The sequence below is a fragment of the Bradyrhizobium sp. HKCCYLRH3099 genome, from assembly GCF_051167855.1.
GTDB lineage: Bacteria > Pseudomonadota > Alphaproteobacteria > Rhizobiales > Xanthobacteraceae > Bradyrhizobium.
In genome coordinates this window covers 98,213-117,932 of the sequence record NZ_JBNPTW010000004.1, presented here as the reverse complement: position 1 = coordinate 117,932, position 19,720 = coordinate 98,213, and the positions used below count along the sequence as shown (strand labels likewise).

Genomic DNA, 19,720 nt, shown 5'->3' with positions numbered 1-19,720 from the left:
AGCCGCGGCGCCATGAAATCATTTCGGCCGGCGCGCGAAAGCATCCCGAAACCCGGAATGGTTATCAAATCCTTAACGAACGACGGGCCGCGAACGGCCCGACATCGAGACCAGGACAGGGGACCGTCATGATCAAAGCGCTTTCTGCGATTGCAGCGGCCGGCTCCGTGGCTGCCGCCCTCACCCTCCTGCCGGGCTTTGCCCCGCAGGTCGAAGCGAGCGTGCCGCGTCCGCTGGCCAAGGCTGACCGTCTGGACATCCGCCCCATCGGCCGCGACTGCTCGCAGCAGGCCTGGCCGAATTTCGAGGCCGCCTGCCTGCGCACCGCCGGCACCAAGACCGCGATCCGCGAGGCCCGCGTCGTCGGCGTCGAGCGGGCGCAGTGAAGCGAATAGCGAATAGCGAATAGCGAATAGCGAATAGCGAATAGCGAATAGGCGGGGAAATGATTCGTCCCCTACTCGCTACGCCCTATTCGCCACTCGCACCTCATTCGCCATTCGCCGGCTCAGCCGCCCCGTTGCCGTTCTCCGTCTCCTCGCCGATGTGCTCGACCGAGACGACGTGCTCATCGTCAGCCGTGTTGAACACGATGACGCCCTGGGTGGAGCGTCCGGCGATGCGGATGCCGTCGACCGGGCAGCGGATCAGCTGGCCCTTGTCGGTGACCAGCATGATCTGGTCGCTGTCCTCGACCGGGAACGATGCGACCAGCTTGCCGTTGCGGTTGTTGACGGACATCGCGACGATGCCTTTGCCGCCGCGACCGGTCGTCCGGTACTCGTAGGACGAAGTGCGCTTGCCATAGCCATTGACCGACACGGTGAGCACCACCTGCTCCTGTGCCGACATCTCGACATAGCGCTCCTGCGACAGCTGGATCGCACCCGCGGCCGCCTCCTCGCTTTCGGTCTCGGCCGGCTCCTCGGCGGTCGCCTCGCCCGACATCGCCCGGCGCATCTTCAAATAGGCCGTGCGCTCGTCCGAGGTGGTCTCGACATGGCGCAGGATGCACAGCGAGATCACCTTGTCGCCCTCGGCGAGCGCGATGCCGCGCACGCCCATCGAGGTGCGGCCCGTGAAGACGCGCACGTCGGTGACGGGGAAGCGGATGCACTGGCCGCCGGCCGCCGTCAGCAGCACGTCGTCGCGCTCGGTGCAGATCTGGACGTTGACGATCTCCTCGCCCTCGTCGAGCTTCATCGCGATAATGCCGGAGCGGCGCACGTCGACGAAATCCGACAGCTTGTTGCGCCGGACATTGCCGCCGGTCGTGGCGAACATCACGTCGAGATTGGCCCAGGAGGATTCATCCTCCGGCAGCGGCATGATCGTGGTGATGCGCTCGCCCTGCTCGAGCGGCAGGATGTTGATCAGCGCCTTGCCGCGGCCGTTGGGGGCTGCGATCGGCAGCCGCCAGACCTTCTCCTTGTAGACCTGGCCGCGCGACGAGAAGAACAGCACCGGCGTATGCGTGGAGGCCACGAACAGCCGGCTGACGAAATCCTCCTCGCGGGTCTGCATGCCCGTGCGGCCCTTGCCGCCGCGGCGCTGCGCACGATAGGCCGACAGCGGCACGCGCTTGGTGTAGCCGGCGTGCGACACGGTCACGACCATGTCCTCGCGCTGGATCAGGTCCTCGTCCTCCATCTCGCCTTCCTGCTCGGCGATGACGGTGCGGCGCGGGGTGGCAAACTCGGCCTTGATCGCCGACAGCTCGGTCTTGACGATGTCCTGGACGCGGGCGCGCGAGCGCAGGATGTCCAGATAGTCGGCGATCTCCAGCGCGAGCTTGTCGAGCTCGTCGGAGATCTCCTCGCGGCCGAGCGCGGTGAGGCGCTGCAGGCGCAGATCGAGAATGGCCTTGGCCTGCTCGAGCGACAGCCGCGCGGTGCCGTCCGGATTGATGCGGTGGCGCGGATCGTCGATCAGGGTGATCATTGCCGCCACGTCCTGCGCCGGCCAGTCGCGCGACATCAGGGTTTCGCGCGCGGTGTTGGGATCGGGCGAGGTTCTGATAACGCGGATGATCTCGTCGATATTGGCGACCGCAATGGCGAGGCCGACCAGGATGTGGGCGCGGTCGCGCGCCTTGTTGAGCAGGAACTTGGTCCGCCGCGTCACCACCTGTTCGCGGAACGCCACGAACACGGTCAGCAGATCCTTGAGGTTCATCGTCTGCGGACGACCACCATCGAGCGCCACCATGTTGGCGCCGAAATTGGTCTGCAGCGGCGTGAACTTGTAGAGCTGGTTCAGCACCACGTCCGGCACGGCGTCGCGCTTGAGCTCGACGACGACGCGGAAGCCGTCGCGGTCGGATTCGTCGCGCAGGTCCGAGATGCCCTCGATCTTCTTCTCGCGCACCAGCTCGGCGATGCGCTCGACCATCGAGGCCTTGTTGACCTGGTACGGGATCTCCGTGATCAGGATCGCCTCGCGATCCTTGCGGATGGTGTCGATCGTCACCTTGCCGCGCATCACGATCGAGCCGCGGCCGGTGTGATAGGCTGAGCGGATGCCGGCCCGGCCGAGGATGATGCCGCCGGTCGGGAAGTCCGGTCCGGGGATGATCTGGTTGAGCTCGTCGATCGACAGCGCCGGATTGTCGGTCAGCGCGATGCAGGCGTCGATGACCTCGCCGAGATTGTGCGGCGGGATGTTGGTCGCCATGCCCACGGCGATGCCGCCGGCGCCGTTGACGAGCAGGTTCGGAAACTTCGCCGGCAGCACCGACGGCTCGCGTTCCGAATTGTCGTAGTTCGGCTGGAAGTCGACGGTGTCCTTGTCGAGATCGTCGAGCAGCGACTGCGCGATCTTGGTCAGGCGCGATTCCGTGTAGCGCATCGCCGCCGGCATGTCGCCGTCGACCGAGCCGAAATTGCCCTGACCGTCGATCAGCGGCACGCGCATCGAGAAGTCCTGCGCCATGCGCACCAGCGCGTCATAGACCGACTGGTCGCCGTGCGGATGGTATTTACCGATGACGTCGCCGACGGTGCGCGCCGACTTGCGGTACGGCTTGTTCCACTCGAAGCCGTTCTCGTACATGCCGTAGAGGATGCGCCGGTGCACGGGCTTCAGGCCGTCGCGCGCATCGGGCAGCGCCCGCGCTACGATCACGCTCATCGCGTAATCGAGGTAGGAGCGCTTCATCTCATCGAGGATGGAGACGGGACGAATGTCGGAAGGTCCGCCCGGCTCGCCGGGCTTCTCATCTTCTTTATCGGACAAAGGGGATACCGGTCGGTTTTGACACGCGAAAATCGCTTGGAATCATATAGCGCATCGCGTCGCGGCAGGCCACCCCTCCACGTTCCCGCGCGAAGGTTTTTATAGCCGCATTTCCAGCGACTTAACGAGATCTTACGTTGCGGTCGACGGTGGCCGCGGGCGTCGCGCGCGGCCCGGCCGGAGCCGGGTTTCCCGCGCGCGTTTTCACCTCAGAACGGAATGTCGTCGTCCATGTCGCTGTTGCGGCTGGCGGCTGCCATCGGGCGGCGCGGCGCAGGCGCGGAGGATGGGCTGCTCATGCCGAAATCACCGCCGCCCGTGTCGTCGGCGAAGTTGCCCCCGCCTCCGCCGCCACGGCCACCGAGCATCGTCAAGGTCGAGTTGAAGCCCTGCAGCACCACCTCGGTCGAGTACTTCTCGACGCCGCTCTGGTCGGTCCATTTGCGGGTCTGCAGCGCGCCCTCGATGTACACCGTGGAGCCCTTCTTGAGATACTGCTCGGCGACCTTGCAGAGACCTTCGTTGAAGATCACCACCCGGTGCCACTCGGTCTTTTCCTTGCGCTCGCCGGTGTTCTTGTCGCGCCACGTCTCCGACGTCGCGATGCTCAGATTGGCGATCGGCCGCCCATCCTGCGTCCGCCGGATCTCGGGGTCCTTGCCCAGATTTCCGACCAGAATCACCTTGTTCACACTACCCGCCATCACACTCTCCCGCGGTTTTCAGATCACCGGGCCGGCTGTGGCCCACCGGCCTCTCGGCCCACGGTGGCTCACCCCTTCCTCTCGCGGCGGACCCTATACGGTTGCCGCGCCGGCCACCTGCCTTCTCGTCGCTTATCCACATATAGCAGGCCAGCGCCGATTGTTCCAGTTTTGTTCGCGCGACTGTGTATGCAACCATGCGTGGAGTTCCATGGAACCCGATGGAACCGGACGGCCGAGAAATGGAACCCTGAAAAGTTCCCGTGAATGGTCAAAAATTCTTTAACTTACATAAACTTAGATCGCCTCACTTCCTCCCCTCCTGTGGCTTTTGGGAGACGGTATTGGGGGTTGAATCGCGTATATTTTCGGATGGATTGAGGCCGCATCCGCGGTCGCACCCACTCACAGAATGTGCGCCTCCGGGGACCCTGTGGAGACGCCAAAGCGGGAGACTTGGGATGAACCTTGGGATGAAACGAATTTTTCTTGGAGCAGTCAGCTTGATGGTGTTGGGGTCGCTGACCCCCGCGAGCGCCGCTGATCTCGCCGCCCGCCCCTACACGAAGGCGCCGATGGCCGCGCCCGCGCCGCTCCCGACCTGGACCGGCTTCTATCTCGGTGTGCAGGGCGGCGGCGGCTGGGGCCGCAGCGACGAGACCTACTTCGGTGGACCGAACGTCGTCGGCTTCACCCCGACGCAGCGTTACGACTTCAACGGCGGCTTCGTCGGCGGCGTGGTCGGCTACAATTGGCAGGTCGACAACATCGTGTTCGGCCTCGAAGGCGACTACCACTGGGCCGACATCAACGGCCGTTCGGCCGAGATCAACGCCGGCTTCGGCGATTCCTACTTCACGCACCTGCGCGGCTTCGGCGACATCAAGGGCCGTCTCGGCTGGGCTGCAGGCCCCGCTTTGCTCTTCGTCAGCGGCGGTGCCTCGGTCGGAGACTTCCAGCATCGCTACGACCGTGGCCTGCTCGGACCGGCGTTCGGCGGCTCCGTCAACGATTGGCGTTGGGGTTGGACCGTCGGCGCTGGCGCCGAGTACATGTTCGCGGCGAACTGGTCGGCCAAGGTCGAGTACAATTACATCGACTTCGGCCGCAGCACGCTGCAGTACAACAACCCGCCGGTCGCCGCCAACCGCTCGGAGTGGAACGACACCATCCACACCGTCAAGGCTGGCATCTCCTATCACTTCGGCGGCCCGGCCCTGTCGCGCTACTGATCGCAACCTGAACTTGAATTTGTCGAAAGGCCGGCCTCGCGCCGGCCTTTTTTTGTGTGCTGGTCCCGACACTTGCTAGCCGGCTGTGTCGTTTGGGTGACGGCTTTTTCCGGTCAGAGGGGCTATCAAGGCGTCGCGGGTGGGCGTTGGTGAGAGCGTGCGTGCGGGCGTCGGACTAGGTTTGGGGAATGCGATGAGAAGTCTGTTGCTGGGGGCGACAACTTCGCTGGCGCTGGGGCTTGCGCCGGCCATCGCTGCCGACTTGCCCGCGCGCACCTTCACCAAGGCGCCTGCGATGATCGCTGCGATCTATGATTGGAGCGGCTTCTACGTCGGCCTCAATGCCGGCGGCGGCTTCGCCCGCACCTGCTGGACCAACAACGTCACCTTCGGCGGCGTGGCCGCCACCAACGCGGAGGGTTGCCACGACGCGACCGGAGCATTGGCCGGTGGCCAGATCGGCTATCGCTGGCAGGCAGGCGGCTGGGTGTTCGGGGTCGAGGCCCAGGGCAATTGGGCCAACCTCAAGGGCAGCAATGTCAGCCAGCTCGCCCCGGCCGTGACCAACCAGACCAAGATCAACGGCATCGGCGTGTTCACCGGCCAGATCGGCTACACCTGGAACAACGTGCTCTGGTACGTGAAGGGCGGCGCCGCGGTCGCGGGTGAGAAGTACAACGGCCTGGGCACCGCCACCGGTGCGCTGATCGACCAGTCCAGCGCCACGCGCTGGGGCGCGGCCGTCGGCACCGGCGTCGAGGTCGGCTTCGCCAAGAACTGGTCGGTGGCTGCCGAATACGAGCACCTGTTCATGGGCAACCGCACCCTCGGCTTCTCGGGAGTCCCCGGCGGCGCGCCGAGCCGGACCGACCAGGTCGGCCAGGACGTCGACATGGCCACGGTGCGCGTCAACTATCGCTGGGGCGGCCCGGTCGTCTCCAAGCACTGAGCGCCTGAGTACACAGCCTATTGACAAGCCGGGAGACCCGTCTCTGGCGGGCACGGCGGTTGCCGTCGGCGCGAGGGCATGAAGACATTTTTAATCAACTTTTAAGCATCTGCGTCAGATCCGTGGCGCCAACGCCCGCGGTCACAACTTTTAGAAAACAGTCTTCCCTACAACCAGCCCCAGGCCACGTCCGCGTGGATCCGGATCGGAGGGATCCGGCGCAAGGGATGATTTGGACTGGGGAGAGACACATGCAAAAGACGACCTTGATCTTGACCGCCAGCGCTGTCGCGCTTGGCGTGGCACACGCCTCGGCTGCCGACTTCGCGGCCCGCACCTACAACAAGGCCCCGCCGCCGGCCTATGTGACGCCGCTGCCGAGCTGGGCCGGCTTCTATCTCGGCATCAATGGCGGCGCCGATTGGAGCCGCAACTGCTGGACCCTGAACAACGTCGCTGGCGTGCCGGTGGTCCCGACGCAGTCGGAAGGCTGCCACAGCGCGACCAGCGGCCTGATCGGCGGCCAGGTCGGCTACCGCTGGCAGGCGGCGAACTGGGTGTTCGGCGTGGAAGCTCAGGGCGACTGGACCGACCTCAAGAAATCCAACGCCAGCACCGCTGCACTCGCCGCCGGCGTGACCAACACCACCAAGACCGACGCCATCGGCCTGTTCACCGGCCAGGTCGGCTACGCCTGGGGCAACGTGCTCTGGTACGTGAAGGGCGGCGCCGCCGTGGCCCATAACAAATACACCGGCACGGCGAACACGGCCCTGATCGTCCCCGTGGGCACGCAGCTCGACTCCGCCAGCGAGACCCGCTGGGGCGGCACCGTCGGCACCGGCGTCGAGTTCGGCTTCGCGCCGAACTGGTCGGTCGCGGTCGAGTACGATCATCTGTTCATGGGGTCGCGCGACATCAACTTCCCCGCCACGGCGACGGTGGCGGCGCGGACCGATACGATCAAGCAGGACATCGACATGGCCACGGTGCGTGTGAACTATCGATTCGGCGGTCCGGCGAGCACCCGCTACTGAGGCAAACTCGCCGCTCGATACCGCTTCGAGAAGGCCGGCCCCAGCGCCGGCCTTTTTCGTGTCAGGAGCCCGGCGTCGGAGCGGCCATTTCGTGATAAATATATGATTTATAACGCTTTTTTGGCCTTGTGGCTGAAGCGTTACAGCCTCATCGAAGGCCCGCGTGTATGACTTCCCCATCGCTAGTCAATCCAACTCCTTGGGGGAGAATTTGATGAAGAAGTTGCTTGTGATCACGACGGCCCTCGTCGGCATCGCAACCGCCACCTCCGCTTCGGCGGCCGACATGGCGGCCCGTCCGTACACCAAGGCGCCGCCGATGATCGTCGCCATCAACGATTGGAGCGGTTTCTACCTGGGCATCAACGGTGGCTATGGCACGAGCCGCAATTGCTGGACGCTGGCGGATGGCCGTGCCGAGGGCTGCCACAACGCGACCGGCGGCACCGTGGGCGGTCAGTTCGGCTATCGCTGGCAGATGGGCCAGGTCGTGTTCGGTCTGGAGGCGCAAGGCAATTGGGCCGATCTGACCGGCAACAATGCCACGCCGCTGTTCGTTCCCGACCGCAACCGCACCAAGCTCACAGCCTTCGGCCTGTTCACCGGCCAGATCGGCTACTCCTTCGGCGACGCCCTGCTCTACGCCAAGGGCGGCGCGGCCGTGACCGACACCAAGTACGAGATCTTTTCCGGCGTGGTCAACACGGTGCTGGCCACCACGACCGTGCACAAATGGGGCGCCTCCGTCGGCGCCGGCGTCGAATACGCCTTCGCTCCGAACTGGTCGGTCGGCTTCGAATACGACCACCTCTTCATGGGCACCACGAACGTTCCGTTCCGCGGCGCGGTCTTCACCCAGAACGACAACATCAAGCAGGACGTCGACCTGTTCACGGCGCGCTTGAACTATCGCTTCGGCGGGCCAGTCGTCGCGAAGTATTGATCGGCCGTTACTCAGTTGTGTTTTTGGGAAAGGCCGGCGCTCAGCCGGCCTTTTTTGTTGCCCGCACGCCACCTCTGCAGCCCGGTCACACAGGGAACCAAGCCATTGTGTGGCAAAGGCTTTCGGGAACCCACCCGTAAAAACGCGGTTTCGTCCCGAGTGTGGCTTCAGGGTGACGGCAATCCGCTCGGAACCGGGCTATAGGACCCTCGTCAACTTGAACGGGTGAGTCTGTTTCGTGCGTAAGGTTTTCGGTGCGACGCGGACTTCAAGGACTAAACTGGAGACAAGAATGAAGAAGATCCTGCTCGCGACCGTGGCCCTGGCCGCCCTGGCCGCTCCCGCTGCCGCTGCTGATCTCGCTGCGCGCCCGACCTACACCAAGGCCCCGGTTCTCGCGCCGGTGCAGACCTGGACCGGTTTCTACATCGGTGCGATGGGCGGCTATGCCAGCCAGGACAACAGCAGCTTCGGCGGCCTGGTGTCCCAGAAGGGCGGCTTCGCCGGCGGCACTCTCGGCTATAACTGGCAGCAGGGCCCGGTGGTGTTCGGCGTCGAGGCTGATGCAGCCTGGGCCGACATCAACGGCTCGTTCGGCGTCCCGGGCGCGACGTTCACCAGCAAAATCGAAGACATGGGCACCGTGCGCGGCCGCATCGGCTATGCCTGGGGTCCGGCCATGCTGTACGCGACCGGCGGTTACGCTTGGATGGAAAACAAGGCCACCATCAACATCGTCGGCATCACCGACTTCGGCCGTCAGTTCCACAGCGGCTGGACCGTCGGCGCCGGCGGCGAGTACATGTTCGCTCCGAACTGGTCGGTCAAGGCCGAATACCTCTACAAGAGCTTCGGCAGCGAGAACTATGGCGTCGGCGGCACGATCCCGTCGGGCTCCATCAACCTGCACACCGTGCAGGTCGGTGTGAACTACCACTTCTAAGAACGACGCCTTCGGGCCAACGCACACAGCCTCCGCTCGCAAGGGCGGAGGCTTTTTCTTTGGCCTGGAAGTCCCAGCGGAACCGTCTGCTCCTGCCAGTCGCTGCCATTCGCCAAGCGCATTGTTGATGATTCGCCTGCGGCACTGGAAATCCGCCCTCGTTCTTCCTACGTTCCGACGATACCTTTTCCCCTCTGGCGTCCGATGGCCGGCTTCCGGCGTAACGCGCCTGCAACGATGGCGCAGCCCTGCGCCGTGGGACGATCGTCATGGATGAAGTGCTCAAGGCCAAGCAGCGCGCGCAAGCCAACTCGTCGAGCCTGCGGGCGATCACCATCCGCGGCGCCCGCGAGCACAATCTGAAAAACATCGACGTCGAGATCCCGCGCGACAGGCTGGTGGTGTTCACCGGGCTGTCCGGCTCCGGCAAATCCTCGCTCGCCTTCGACACCATCTATGCCGAGGGCCAGCGCCGCTACGTCGAATCGCTGTCGGCCTATGCGCGCCAGTTCCTGGAGATGATGCAGAAGCCGGATGTCGACCAGATCGACGGCCTGTCGCCGGCGATCTCGATCGAGCAGAAGACGACCTCGAAGAACCCGCGCTCGACGGTGGGCACCGTCACCGAGATCTACGACTACATGCGCCTGCTGTGGGCGCGCGTCGGCGTGCCCTACTCCCCGGCCACCGGCCTGCCGATCGAGAGCCAGACCGTGTCGCAGATGGTCGACCGCGTGCTGGCGCTGCCCGAGGGCACCCGCCTCTATCTGCTGGCGCCGGTCGTGCGGGGACGCAAGGGCGAGTACAAGAAGGAGCTCGCCGAATACCTCAAGAAGGGCTTTCAGCGCGTCAAGATCGACGGCACCTTCCACGAGCTCGCCGAGGCGCCCACGCTCGACAAGAAGTTCCCGCACGACATTGACGTCGTCGTCGACCGCATCGTAGTGCGCCCGGACATCGGCCAGCGCCTCGCGGAGAGTTTCGAGACCGCGCTGAAGCTCGCCGAGGGCCTAGCCGTCATCGAGTTCGCCGATGCGCCCGCCTCCGCCGCGCCGGCCGAGGAGAAGGAAAAGAAGAAGACCGCAAAAATCCACGACAAGAGCGGGCCCGAGCGCATCCTGTTCTCGGAGAAGTTCGCCTGCCCCGTGTCCGGCTTCACCATCCCCGAGATCGAGCCGCGGCTGTTCTCGTTCAACAATCCCTATGGCGCCTGCCCGGAATGCGGCGGCCTTGGCGTCGAGCAGCACGTCGATGCCGATCTGGTGATTCCCGACAAGGACGTCACCCTGCGCAAGGGCGCGATCGCGCCCTGGGCCAAGTCGTCGTCGCCCTACTACCTGCAGACGCTGACCGCGCTCGGCAAGTTCTACAAGTTCACGCTCGACACCAAGTGGAAGGACCTGCCGAAGAAGACGCAGAACGCGCTGCTGCACGGCTCCGGCGACGACGAGATCAAGTTCACCTATGAGGACGGCGTCCGCTCCTACGACACCAAGAAGCCGTTCGAGGGCGTCATCACCAATATCGAGCGCCGCTTCCGCGAGACCGAGAGCGAATGGGCGCGCGAGGAGCTCGGAAAATATTTCAACGACGTGCCCTGCGCCGGCTGCAAGGGCTTTCGGCTCAAGCCCGAGGCGCTGTGCGTCAAGGTCGGCGGCAAGCATATTGGCGAGATCTCTGATCTCTCTGTGAAAGCCGCCGGCGAGTGGTTTGCCGAAGTGCCGGCCCAGCTCAACGCGCAGCAGACCGAGATCGCCACGCGCATCCTCAAGGAGATCCGCGACCGCCTGACCTTCCTGCTCGACGTCGGCCTGAACTATCTGACCCTGGCGCGCTCCTCCGGCACCCTCTCCGGCGGCGAGAGCCAGCGCATCCGGCTGGCCTCGCAGATCGGCTCGGGCCTGACCGGCGTGCTCTACGTGCTCGACGAGCCGTCGATCGGCCTGCACCAGCGCGACAATTCCCGCCTGCTCGACACGCTCAAGCGGCTGCGCGACCTCGGCAACACCGTGATCGTCGTCGAGCATGACGAGGACGCCATTCGCCTGGCCGACTACGTGCTCGACATCGGCCCGGGCGCCGGCACCCATGGCGGCCACATCGTCGCCGAGGGCACGCCCGCCGAGATCATGCGCAATCCGAAGTCGCTGACCGGCAAATATCTCACCGGCGAGCTCGAGGTCGAGGTGCCCGAGCGGCGGCCGCCGAACCATCGCCGCACGATCAAGGTCGTCAACGCCCGCGGCAACAATCTCAAGAACGTCTCGGCCGAAATTCCGCTCGGCCTGTTCACCGCCATCACCGGCGTCTCCGGCGGCGGCAAGTCGACGCTTCTCATCGACACGCTCTACAAGGCGATCGCCCGCAAGCTCAACGGCGCCAACGAGGCAGCCGCGCCGCACGACCGCATCGAGGGACTCGAGCACATCGACAAGATCATCGACATCGACCAGTCGCCGATCGGCCGCACCCCGCGCTCCAACCCCGCGACCTATACCGGCGCGTTCACGCCGATCCGCGAATGGTTCGCCGGCCTGCCCGAGGCGAAGGCGCGCGGCTACGAGCCGGGCCGGTTCTCCTTCAACGTCAAGGGCGGCCGTTGCGAGGCCTGTCAGGGCGACGGCGTCATCAAGATCGAGATGCACTTCCTGCCCGACGTCTACGTCACCTGCGACGTCTGCAAGGGCAAGCGCTACAACCGCGAGACGCTCGACGTTCTCTTCAAGGGCAAGTCGATCGCCGATGTGCTCGACATGACCGTGGAAGAAGCCGCCGAGTTCTTCAAGGCGGTGCCGCGCGTGCGCGACACCTTCGAGACCCTGCGCCGCGTCGGCCTCGACTACATCCATGTCGGACAGCAGGCGACCACCCTCTCCGGCGGCGAGGCCCAGCGCGTCAAGCTCGCCAAGGAGCTGTCGAAGCGCGCCACCGGCCGCACGCTCTATATCCTCGACGAGCCGACGACCGGCCTGCATTTCCACGACGTCAAGAAGCTGCTGGAGGTGCTGCACGAGCTGGTCGCGCAGGGCAACACGGTGGTCGTCATCGAGCACAATCTCGAGGTCATCAAGACCGCCGACTGGGTAATCGACCTCGGCCCCGAAGGCGGTGACGGCGGCGGCGAGATCGTCGCCTGGGGCCCGCCGGAAGACATCGTGAAAGCGCCGCGCAGCTACACGGGACAATTCCTGAAACCGGTGCTGGAGAAGTCAGCCAAGCCGAAGAAGCGCAGCCGCGGCGCGGCGAGCGAGGCGGCGGAGTAGTTATTGTTTGATCGTCCTCGCGAGCGAAGCGACGCGATCCAGAGCCGAAGGCGGGACTCTGGATCGCTTCGTCGCTGCGCTCCTCGCGATGACGGCTGAGTCGGCGGTGCCGTCCACCAAGAAGAAGCCCGCCGCTCAATTAAGAGCAGCGGGCTTGGTCGTCCTATATCTCACTCAGAACTCAACTCACCAGCGGTAATACCCGCTCCGCGTGCCGTTGTTGTTGCCGCCCGGGCCGACGTCGCCCTGGGTCGAGCTCGGGGTCGGGTGGTTGGTGCCGTTGTAGCCGGCGCCCCAGCCCGGGCCGTAATACGGGCCGGGCGCGACGGCGACGTAGCCTTCTTCGTAGACCGGGGCCGGTGCCCAGGCGTAGGAGTCGCGATAGGCGTAGTTGCTGGTGACCTGGCCGCCATAGCCATAGCCGCCGGGGCCGTACTCGCCGGCCGAGGCCGCCGCGGTGCCGGCAATGACCGTGACAGCGGTCAACGCCGCCAAACCAAACATGCGCGTCATGAACTTGCTCCTTCGTTCCTAATTATCGCGGAGCAAACAACGTAAGTACCTCGTGGGTTCCGCGCGAGGCCGCGACAATTGCTGCGACACAGCGCATCGTTCACGTTGACGCGATCGGGTGATCCGGGCTGAGACAAGCTCTGCCTGCACAGAGGCGGACGCGACAAGCCCGCCGCTCGTGTCCGAGCGACGGGCTTTCACCTCACGCGTACTCACTCACGCGCACTAACTCACGCGATGGCGATTACCACTGGCGATAGACGCCGGTCAGCGTGCCGTTGTTGTTGCCGGACGGACCGACGTCGCCCTGGGTCGAGCCGGGGGTCGGATGGTTGGTGCCGTTGTAGCCGCGGCCCCAGGCCGCCGGACCCGGCGCGTAGACCGGCGCAGCCGCGGCGCCATAGACCGGCTCGGAATCGTAGCTCTGCGCCGGTGGCACGAAGGCCATAGAATCATTGTATCGGGCATAGCCCTGTGCCGATGCGGCGGCGGTGCCGATAACGAGGGTGGCAGCGGCCAGCGCGGCCATCTTGATCGTGCGTTGCATGTGAATCTCCTTGCTTGCGTGCGAGGTAAACGGCCGCGGTGCGGCAGACGTTCCCGCAGCGCACGCTCACAAAAGCCGTGAGGCAATCGTGATCGGACACGCGACGATCGCCTCTTGCAGATCCGAAGATTCGGGTCTGCAAGAGTCACGTCGCATGCCGGAGAATGCAGCGTCGCGCCGGTGCGATCACGCCGCCACGGCGACCGCGCGCGGACGCGCGATGCCCGTCGTGGTCGTACCGGGGAGATTCGGCCCGGCCTTGCCGACAACGTGCTTGAAGTAGACGTTCTGCATCGAGTGCATCAGCCCTGCTTCATCGGTCCACGCTGCCGCGGACTGCAGCGGCTCGGCCCAGACGTCCGGATTGCTCGGCGCGATCTGGGTGTAGCCGAGCTTGGCCACGACGGCCTCCACCGCCAGGACGGCGAGATAGATGCTGAAATCGGTGTGCTCCAGGCTTGGGTACGGCGCCGGATAGGTGTTCTGCAGCGTCTGAAGATTGGCCCAGCCCATCGGCACGGCGTCGTTGCTGTTGACCGCCGCATAATAGGTGAATTGCTGGGCGAAGCGCGTGGCGAACGCCGCGTTCCACATCGTCGGCGCAGCGAATGTGTGCGGCCACAGCTTGAACGAGACCGGCCCGGCCTTGGGCAGTTGATCCTGCAGCCACGCGGTGGCCGCGACGGCGAGCGCGCCGCCGAGACTGTGGCCCGTCACCGTCAGGTCGAGCGGGCCGGACTTCGCAAGGCCGCGCAGATAGTCCAGCAGCGAGATGTCGGTGACCGGATCGGTCAAGCCGATCGCCAGAGCCAGCGCGCCGTTCAGCCCCGACGAGATCTGCGCCTGCGCGGCACCGGCCGCGAGCGGCTGTTGCGGATACAGGAACGGCACCGTGAAGAACGCCTCGAGATCGGCGCCGATGTTCTCGAAGGTGCCGGAGACGGAGCCATCGACATCGGTGCCGCGGAAGGCGAGCCCATAGCTGCCGTCATTCCCCTTCGCGACATAGGCGAGCACGCCGTCATTCACCGCCGGGCCCCAGCACAGCGACCACGGGCCATTGGCCGGTCCGGACGGAATGGCCTGCAGATATTGCGCGAAATCGTTGGCCTGCACCGTCGCCAGCGCGTCGTCGATATAGGCGTAGTAGGACAGGTAAGCGGCTGCGTTCTTGTTGAAGGGCATCTGAAATCTCTCTGATTTGAAATAAGGGAGCGACGAGACTGAAAACAGTTTGCGACAAGGGGCGTGAGCCCGTCGGCGCACGCTCATCATACGCCAACAACCAGCGCAGACTCATCACAACACGTTCAACTCCAGGTTATCGACGATGCTCCCGGCAGCTCATGCCACAGGCACCTGCGGCGTAGACGCGCATGCTGGCGCGCAACGGCCCTCATCGGGTACCTTCGACCGCGATCGTCCTCAGCACGGCAGTGTCTCACCCGCGATGCCCTACGCTCTCGTCATCTTCGATCTCGACGGCACGCTTGCCGACAGCTTTCCGTGGTTTCGGCTGCACGTGAACACCGTCGCGAGGCGCTACGGCTTTCGCGAGGTCAGGGACGAGGACATCGACGGCCTCCGCCACGCCTCGACCCGCGAGATCCTCGACTTCCTCGAAGTGCCCGGCTGGAAGCTGCCGTTCATCGCGCGGCACGTGCGCCAGTTGAAGACCGAGCACGCTGCCAGCATCCCGCTGTTTGCGGGCGTGGACATCATGCTCGACCGGCTGGCCGCCAACGGCACGCGCCTCGCGCTGGTCTCCTCCGATAGCGAGGCCAATGCACGCCAGAAGCTCGGCGCACGTGCGCGGCTGTTCGCCGATTTCGACTGCTCGGCCTCGGTGTTCGGCAAGGCGCGCAAATTCCGCCGCGTCCTGAAGCGCGCGCGCGTCGCACCGCAGGCGGCGATCGCGATCGGCGACGAGACGCGCGACATCGAGGCCGCCCACGCCGCCGGCATCGCCTGTGGCGCGGTGACCTGGGGCTATGCCGCGGAGAAGGCGCTGCGCGATCGCAGCCCGGACTACGTGTTCACGCGGATGGAGGAGATCGCGGAGCGGCTGGTGGTGTCGCCTGCGACGCCGAACGGCTGAGCGCCAGACTATCGGCTTGGCTCGCAATGACGGACATCGGTTGGAAGACCACAAGCCTACCGCCGCAGGAATGCGCCGAAGGCGCGCGGGCCGTTGCCGACCTTGATCTCGCCGGTCACCTTCAGCGTTGCGACATCGATGACGCTGAGGATGTTGCTTTCCCAATTGGCGACGATGATGCGGCGGCCGTCGGCGGTGGCTTCGATGCCTTCGGGATAGTCGCCGACAGTGATCCGCTTGAGCGGCTGCAGGCTGGCGACGTCGAACACGCTCACCGTGCCGTCATACTGGTCGGTGACGAAGCCCCTGCCCTGCGCCAGCGCCACCGCATAAGGCCGCAGGCCGGTCTTGACGCGGGCGACCTCGCGCCCCGCGGCGAGATCGATCACGGAGACGTCGTTGGAGCCGACATTGGCGGTGTAGGCGCGGCGGCCATCGGCATCGATGGTGACGCCGAACGGCCGCGTGCCGACCTTGATGGTCTTGAGCCGCTGGCGCGTGGCGGTGTCGATCACCGAGAGCTGATCGTCGTCGCGGTCGGCCGACAGCAGTAGCTTGCCGTCGGGCGTCACCGCGAGCCCCGATGGCGAGGCGCCCACGGCGATGCTGTTCGTCATCGTACGCGTTCCGGTATCGATCACCCGGATCGCCGCATTGTACCAGTCGGCGACATAGACCGTCGCTCCGTCGGGCGCCACCGCGATCCCGAGCGGGCCGCCGCCGACCTCGACGCGGCCGACGACTTTTCGTGCCGTCGCATCGATGACGCTGACCGTCTTGTCATCCGGGCTCGCCACATAGGCAAAGCGGCCGTCGGCCGCGACCGCGACACCGGCCGGCTTGCCGCCGATCGGAATCGTCGCGACCGGCGTCGAGGTCGCAAGGTCGACGATCGTGAGATCGTCGCTGAGCTGGTTGGTGACGAAGGCCTCCTCGGAGTGGAGCGGCAGGGCGCTGGATAGAAAAGCTCCGATGGCAGCTAACGCGAGACTGCGCACTCCCCGACAGACACGAGATATCGCGTCTCGGACGGTGAGCCCCCTCGCCCCGCTTGCGGGGAGAGGGTCGGGGTGAGGGGGACTCTCCGCAAGTCTGGTGTTTGAAGAGTCCTCTTCACCAGCCTCGCATCTTCGACGCGATCTGAACGAGGGACTACGAGGCCGATCGCGAATACTTCCCGTGCAGCTGCCCCTCACCCCAGCCCTCTCCCCGTAAGGACGGGGAGAGGGAGCGCAGCGCTTCCTGAGCGACATATCTGCTCTCTAGCTGGCAAGCTGTCAGCTCCCGCTCTCCACCTTTTTCTTCAGCCCTTCCAGACCGCCCTTGTACAGCCCGCTCACCGCATTCACGGCGGCTTCGTCGTTCAGCTCCGGCGGCGGGTCGTTGTTGGGGAAGCCGCGATAGAACGCGCCGGTCCATTCGACGACGCTGCCCTTGCCGTCGGCGCTCGGGGTCACCGCGATGGTCGACGAGTAGTTCGTCACCGGCAGGACCTTCACATCGACCGATGTGATGCGGTACGAATAGCTCATCTTCTCGGCGTCGTATTTATAGAGCTCCTCGTCGACGGTCGCGCCGCCCTTCAGGGTCAGCTTGCGCGTCGCGCCGATCTCATTGCCCTTGTCGCCCTCGGTCTTGTCGACCGGGCCGAGCCAGCTCATGTCCTGGAAGTTGCCGATGACGGCCCACACCTTGGCCGGCGCGGCGTTGATCTCGACATGCTCCTGCACCTTGCGCCGGGTGGGCCCATGCGCGTCCGCACTGGTCAGGGCCGACATCGTCAGGGCCGTCGTTGCGATCGCGAGCGCCGCCATTGCGGCCAGCGGCTTGCCGAACACCATCCTCATTGCATTTCCTCGGTCGTTCTCATTGGCCACGTCATCGGCGCGCGGCAGCCTCATCTTTGCACCGCTCCGGATTGTTGCAACAAAAAAGACCGTGTCGTGGCGGCCGGCGCCCGATCAATTCGCGCCGCAGCAGCGCTTGTATTTCCGGCCGGAACCGCACGGACAGGGATCGTTGCGGCCAGGCTTGCCGCGTGAAGCAAACGGATTGGGGATATCGACAAAGGCAGGCGTACCTGGCAATGCCGCTCCGCTATGCCGGTATTGATAAAGCGTGATCACCGCGTCGCGGATGTTTCTCGGCGCGTTGCGGCTGAGATTGCGATATTCAGCGGGGTCGGGGTTCTCGTCCAGGGTTGCACCGATCATCATCATCAGGCCCATCGCGGCGATGGCGACTTCGCCGCCCACCCGCTCATAGGCATCGAACCTTTCGCGACGCAGGTCCGTGGCCGCGGCAAAGCCGTCGATCCACAACTCCCAGACGATGTCGCCAGTCTCGGGATCGACCGGCAAACGCGGCTGGTACAGCTCCGGCGTGCGCGCCAGCGTTTGCGCGATATCGCCGTGATAGGCTCTCACGAGGTCCAGCACCGCATTGGCATGATCGATGCTCGCGAACACCGTGCGCTGTCCCTTGCCGAACCCGAACGCGGCTGCGAACCATTCACCGGGCGGCACGTGTTCGGGCAGGATCAGAAGGCCGGCGATGAAACCGTCGAGTTCCTCCAGCACCATGGCGCGATCATCGAGCGCGAGGAGCGCCTGCTCCAGCGCGTGATGAGAGTTGGTCTGCTCCGTCATCTGCACCCGACCTGATTTGCCCGACGGCCAACCGCGATGCCGTTCAACGGTGGGTTTGACACCAAAACAGCGCTGCGCGCAAAATTTAAATTTCAACGCGCGATCAACCGCATCACCCCTGTCCAGTCGCCTGGTGAAAAATATTCCGCTTTCGCCTTTGCAGAATTTCGGTTTTCATGTCGCCGTCCTGCTCTCACGAGAGGGGCGCTTCGCGGTCGTCACGGGCGTGGAGGGCGGGATGCGATGGACGTCACGGGCCCGGTGCTTTTGCGCAAGACGACGGGCTACGGGGCGGACGGCGAAATCGTGTGGTCCTGGCCTCCCGACGCTGAGGTAAAGCTGGCGCTGATGCTCACGCATCGCGCCGGTGACGGTGGCCAGAAAGCCCGGCGCACCGAGGAGAGCACGTATAAGCCGGTCAAAACCGTCGCGCAGGGAAGGCCGGTGTGTCTCGGCCAATCCTGTGGTGACTGCCGCCTGCTTTGTTTTCTGCAGGCGGGCCATGGGTGCGGCCTGCACCCGGCCTTCCCTGCGCCCTCTCACTTGAGGAGGGCGGAATGAACAGCAAAGCTCGGATGCGGATGCATCGCGAGAACGGTGATACATGGCAAGTTGCTGTTGCGCGACACAGACACCCCGCACTCAGCTGTCATCGCCCGGCTTGACCGGGCGATCCAGTATTCCAGAGACGTCTATTGTTGATCGATGGGCCGCGGCGTACTGGATCGCCCGGTCAAGCCGGGCGATGACAGCTTTGGTTGTCGATGCCGGCGGCGCAAAGCAATCCGAAGCGAAGCTCTCAAGGACGAGCAGTGCCCTTCACTCCGCGAGCACCCCCTGCACGAACCCGTCCGGGTCATTGCAGAACTCGCGCATCGCCTTGAAATGATCGGTGTCCTGCACCCTCACGGCCTCCAGGCCATATTTGCTCAAACGCAGCAGCGTGGCGCCCGGATAGGCCATCAACACCGGCGAATGCGTCGCCATCAGCACCTGGCAATGGCCGGCCTCGTCCATCCGCCGCATCAGCTTCAGGAACTCGATCTGCCGCGCCGGCGACAGCGCCGATTCCGGCTCGTCGAAGATGTAGAGGCCCTGGCGCTGGCAGCGCTCCTCGAAGAAGCGGAGGAAGCCTTCGCCATGCGAGTGAGACAGGAAATCGGGCGGCGGCCCACCCAGCGGATCGTCCAGCGCGGCCTCGTCAAGATAACGGGCGACCGAGAAGAAGCTCTCGGCGCGAAAGAACCAGCCCTGCGTGATCTTGGGCAGCCAGGCCGCGCGAAAGGCCTTGCCCAGCGCGCCACCCATGCGCTCGACCGCGCGGGCGTGATCGACCGGCCTGTAGCCCTTGCCCCCGCCGGCCTCGTCGTAGCCGGCGAGCGCGGCGATGCCCTCCAGCAAGGTCGACTTGCCGGTGCCGTTCTCACCGACGATGATGGTGATGGCGCTGGTGAAGCTCAGCTCGAAATCGTCCTGCAGGAACGGCAGGCAAAACGGATAAGCGACCCGATCGCCAATCTTCGCCGGATCGAGCCACAGCCGCTTCAGATAGGGTGCGCGCAGCCGGATCTCACGCTGCTTTCTCGCCATGCCGTCTTCGCAACCTCAG

The 19,720-nt window shown here is 65.1% G+C and carries 18 protein-coding genes; 9 read left to right on the top strand and 9 right to left on the bottom strand.

Going from position 1 to position 19,720, the window contains the following annotated elements:
• Nucleotides 1-128: 128 nt before the first annotated feature.
• Nucleotides 129-386: a hypothetical protein gene (locus ACQR1Y_RS11265; RefSeq protein ID WP_434859003.1), complete on the top strand. Its 258-nt coding sequence runs from the start codon at nucleotides 129-131 to the stop codon at nucleotides 384-386.
• Between the two features lie 103 nt (nucleotides 387-489).
• On the opposite strand, the gene gyrA is transcribed toward ACQR1Y_RS11265, so the two are convergent.
• Nucleotides 490-3,234: a DNA gyrase subunit A gene (gene gyrA / locus ACQR1Y_RS11260; protein WP_434877244.1), complete on the bottom strand. Its 2,745-nt coding sequence runs from the start codon at nucleotides 3,232-3,234 to the stop codon at nucleotides 490-492.
• Nucleotides 3,235-3,443: 209 nt separating this feature from the next.
• Nucleotides 3,444-3,938: a single-stranded DNA-binding protein gene (locus ACQR1Y_RS11255; RefSeq protein WP_434859005.1), complete on the bottom strand. Its 495-nt coding sequence runs from the start codon at nucleotides 3,936-3,938 to the stop codon at nucleotides 3,444-3,446.
• Between the two features lie 473 nt (nucleotides 3,939-4,411).
• Between ACQR1Y_RS11255 and ACQR1Y_RS11250 the strand changes: the two genes are divergently transcribed.
• The 6 genes from ACQR1Y_RS11250 to uvrA all read left to right on the top strand — a co-directional run bounded on the left by ACQR1Y_RS11250 (nucleotide 4,412) and on the right by uvrA (nucleotide 12,305).
• On the top strand, nucleotides 4,412-5,170 hold the full coding sequence (locus ACQR1Y_RS11250; protein ID WP_434877243.1) for an outer membrane protein: 759 nt from the start codon (nucleotides 4,412-4,414) through the stop codon (nucleotides 5,168-5,170).
• A gap of 193 nt (nucleotides 5,171-5,363) precedes the next feature.
• A complete protein-coding gene (locus ACQR1Y_RS11245) occupies nucleotides 5,364-6,119 on the top strand; it encodes an outer membrane protein (RefSeq protein WP_434859007.1) in 756 nt (251 codons plus the stop codon).
• A 251-nt stretch (nucleotides 6,120-6,370) separates the two neighbouring features.
• On the top strand, nucleotides 6,371-7,156 hold the full coding sequence (locus ACQR1Y_RS11240; protein ID WP_434877242.1) for an outer membrane protein: 786 nt from the start codon (nucleotides 6,371-6,373) through the stop codon (nucleotides 7,154-7,156).
• A 214-nt stretch (nucleotides 7,157-7,370) separates the two neighbouring features.
• Entirely contained in the window at nucleotides 7,371-8,099 is a 729-nt protein-coding gene (locus tag ACQR1Y_RS11235) for an outer membrane protein (protein WP_434859009.1), read from the top strand.
• A gap of 292 nt (nucleotides 8,100-8,391) precedes the next feature.
• Nucleotides 8,392-9,042 (top strand): outer membrane protein, encoded by a 651-nt coding sequence (locus ACQR1Y_RS11230; protein ID WP_434877241.1) that lies wholly within the window; start codon nucleotides 8,392-8,394, stop codon nucleotides 9,040-9,042.
• 269 nt (nucleotides 9,043-9,311) lie between these two features.
• Entirely contained in the window at nucleotides 9,312-12,305 is a 2,994-nt protein-coding gene (gene uvrA / locus ACQR1Y_RS11225) for an excinuclease ABC subunit UvrA (protein WP_434877240.1), read from the top strand.
• Between the two features lie 186 nt (nucleotides 12,306-12,491).
• Here uvrA and ACQR1Y_RS11220 read toward each other — a convergent pair whose 3' ends face one another.
• From ACQR1Y_RS11220 to ACQR1Y_RS11210, 3 genes are all read right to left on the bottom strand, one after another.
• Entirely contained in the window at nucleotides 12,492-12,818 is a 327-nt protein-coding gene (locus ACQR1Y_RS11220; RefSeq protein ID WP_434877239.1) for a hypothetical protein, read from the bottom strand.
• A gap of 244 nt (nucleotides 12,819-13,062) precedes the next feature.
• The gene (locus tag ACQR1Y_RS11215; protein ID WP_434859013.1) at nucleotides 13,063-13,365 is read right to left on the bottom strand and encodes a hypothetical protein; all 303 of its coding nucleotides are present in this window, start codon (nucleotides 13,363-13,365) and stop codon (nucleotides 13,063-13,065) included.
• Nucleotides 13,366-13,551: 186 nt separating this feature from the next.
• A complete protein-coding gene (locus ACQR1Y_RS11210) occupies nucleotides 13,552-14,550 on the bottom strand; it encodes a lipase family protein (protein ID WP_434877238.1) in 999 nt (332 codons plus the stop codon).
• 265 nt (nucleotides 14,551-14,815) lie between these two features.
• Here ACQR1Y_RS11210 and ACQR1Y_RS11205 point away from each other — a divergent pair, with 265 nt between their 5' ends.
• A complete protein-coding gene (locus tag ACQR1Y_RS11205; protein WP_434877237.1) occupies nucleotides 14,816-15,463 on the top strand; it encodes an HAD hydrolase-like protein in 648 nt (215 codons plus the stop codon).
• Nucleotides 15,464-15,519: 56 nt separating this feature from the next.
• On the opposite strand, the gene ACQR1Y_RS11200 is transcribed toward ACQR1Y_RS11205, so the two are convergent.
• The 3 genes from ACQR1Y_RS11200 to ACQR1Y_RS11190 all read right to left on the bottom strand — a co-directional run bounded on the left by ACQR1Y_RS11200 (nucleotide 15,520) and on the right by ACQR1Y_RS11190 (nucleotide 18,111).
• A complete protein-coding gene (locus ACQR1Y_RS11200; protein ID WP_434877236.1) occupies nucleotides 15,520-16,461 on the bottom strand; it encodes a cytochrome D1 domain-containing protein in 942 nt (313 codons plus the stop codon).
• A gap of 279 nt (nucleotides 16,462-16,740) precedes the next feature.
• Nucleotides 16,741-17,310 (bottom strand): SRPBCC family protein, encoded by a 570-nt coding sequence (locus ACQR1Y_RS11195; RefSeq protein WP_434877235.1) that lies wholly within the window; start codon nucleotides 17,308-17,310, stop codon nucleotides 16,741-16,743.
• 114 nt (nucleotides 17,311-17,424) lie between these two features.
• Nucleotides 17,425-18,111, bottom strand: a complete 687-nt coding sequence (locus tag ACQR1Y_RS11190) for a UPF0149 family protein (RefSeq protein WP_434859018.1) — start codon at nucleotides 18,109-18,111, stop codon at nucleotides 17,425-17,427.
• A 36-nt stretch (nucleotides 18,112-18,147) separates the two neighbouring features.
• Between ACQR1Y_RS11190 and ACQR1Y_RS11185 the strand changes: the two genes are divergently transcribed.
• Nucleotides 18,148-18,672, top strand: coding sequence for a hypothetical protein (locus tag ACQR1Y_RS11185; RefSeq protein WP_434877234.1), 525 nt, complete (start codon nucleotides 18,148-18,150; stop codon nucleotides 18,670-18,672).
• A gap of 258 nt (nucleotides 18,673-18,930) precedes the next feature.
• On the opposite strand, the gene ACQR1Y_RS11180 is transcribed toward ACQR1Y_RS11185, so the two are convergent.
• Nucleotides 18,931-19,701, bottom strand: coding sequence for an AAA family ATPase (locus ACQR1Y_RS11180; protein ID WP_434877233.1), 771 nt, complete (start codon nucleotides 19,699-19,701; stop codon nucleotides 18,931-18,933).
• Between the last annotated feature and the right edge of the window lie 19 nt (nucleotides 19,702-19,720).

Bases quoted from the DNA above. Each gene is read 5' to 3' on its own strand.
- ACQR1Y_RS11265 (WP_434859003.1), top strand. From the start codon at position 129: ATGATCAAAGCGCTTTCTGCGATTGCAGCGGCCGGCTCCGTGGCTGCC.
- ACQR1Y_RS11255 (WP_434859005.1), bottom strand. From the start codon at position 3,938: ATGGCGGGTAGTGTGAACAAGGTGATTCTGGTCGGAAATCTGGGCAAG.
- ACQR1Y_RS11250 (WP_434877243.1), top strand. From the start codon at position 4,412: ATGAAACGAATTTTTCTTGGAGCAGTCAGCTTGATGGTGTTGGGGTCG.
- ACQR1Y_RS11245 (WP_434859007.1), top strand. From the start codon at position 5,364: ATGAGAAGTCTGTTGCTGGGGGCGACAACTTCGCTGGCGCTGGGGCTT.
- ACQR1Y_RS11240 (WP_434877242.1), top strand. From the start codon at position 6,371: ATGCAAAAGACGACCTTGATCTTGACCGCCAGCGCTGTCGCGCTTGGC.
- ACQR1Y_RS11235 (WP_434859009.1), top strand. From the start codon at position 7,371: ATGAAGAAGTTGCTTGTGATCACGACGGCCCTCGTCGGCATCGCAACC.
- ACQR1Y_RS11230 (WP_434877241.1), top strand. From the start codon at position 8,392: ATGAAGAAGATCCTGCTCGCGACCGTGGCCCTGGCCGCCCTGGCCGCT.
- uvrA (WP_434877240.1), top strand. From the start codon at position 9,312: ATGGATGAAGTGCTCAAGGCCAAGCAGCGCGCGCAAGCCAACTCGTCG.
- ACQR1Y_RS11220 (WP_434877239.1), bottom strand. From the start codon at position 12,818: ATGACGCGCATGTTTGGTTTGGCGGCGTTGACCGCTGTCACGGTCATT.
- ACQR1Y_RS11215 (WP_434859013.1), bottom strand. From the start codon at position 13,365: ATGCAACGCACGATCAAGATGGCCGCGCTGGCCGCTGCCACCCTCGTT.
- ACQR1Y_RS11210 (WP_434877238.1), bottom strand. From the start codon at position 14,550: ATGCCCTTCAACAAGAACGCAGCCGCTTACCTGTCCTACTACGCCTAT.
- ACQR1Y_RS11205 (WP_434877237.1), top strand. From the start codon at position 14,816: ATGCCCTACGCTCTCGTCATCTTCGATCTCGACGGCACGCTTGCCGAC.
- ACQR1Y_RS11195 (WP_434877235.1), bottom strand. From the start codon at position 17,310: ATGAGGATGGTGTTCGGCAAGCCGCTGGCCGCAATGGCGGCGCTCGCG.
- ACQR1Y_RS11190 (WP_434859018.1), bottom strand. From the start codon at position 18,111: ATGACGGAGCAGACCAACTCTCATCACGCGCTGGAGCAGGCGCTCCTC.
- ACQR1Y_RS11185 (WP_434877234.1), top strand. From the start codon at position 18,148: ATGCCGTTCAACGGTGGGTTTGACACCAAAACAGCGCTGCGCGCAAAA.
- ACQR1Y_RS11180 (WP_434877233.1), bottom strand. From the start codon at position 19,701: ATGGCGAGAAAGCAGCGTGAGATCCGGCTGCGCGCACCCTATCTGAAG.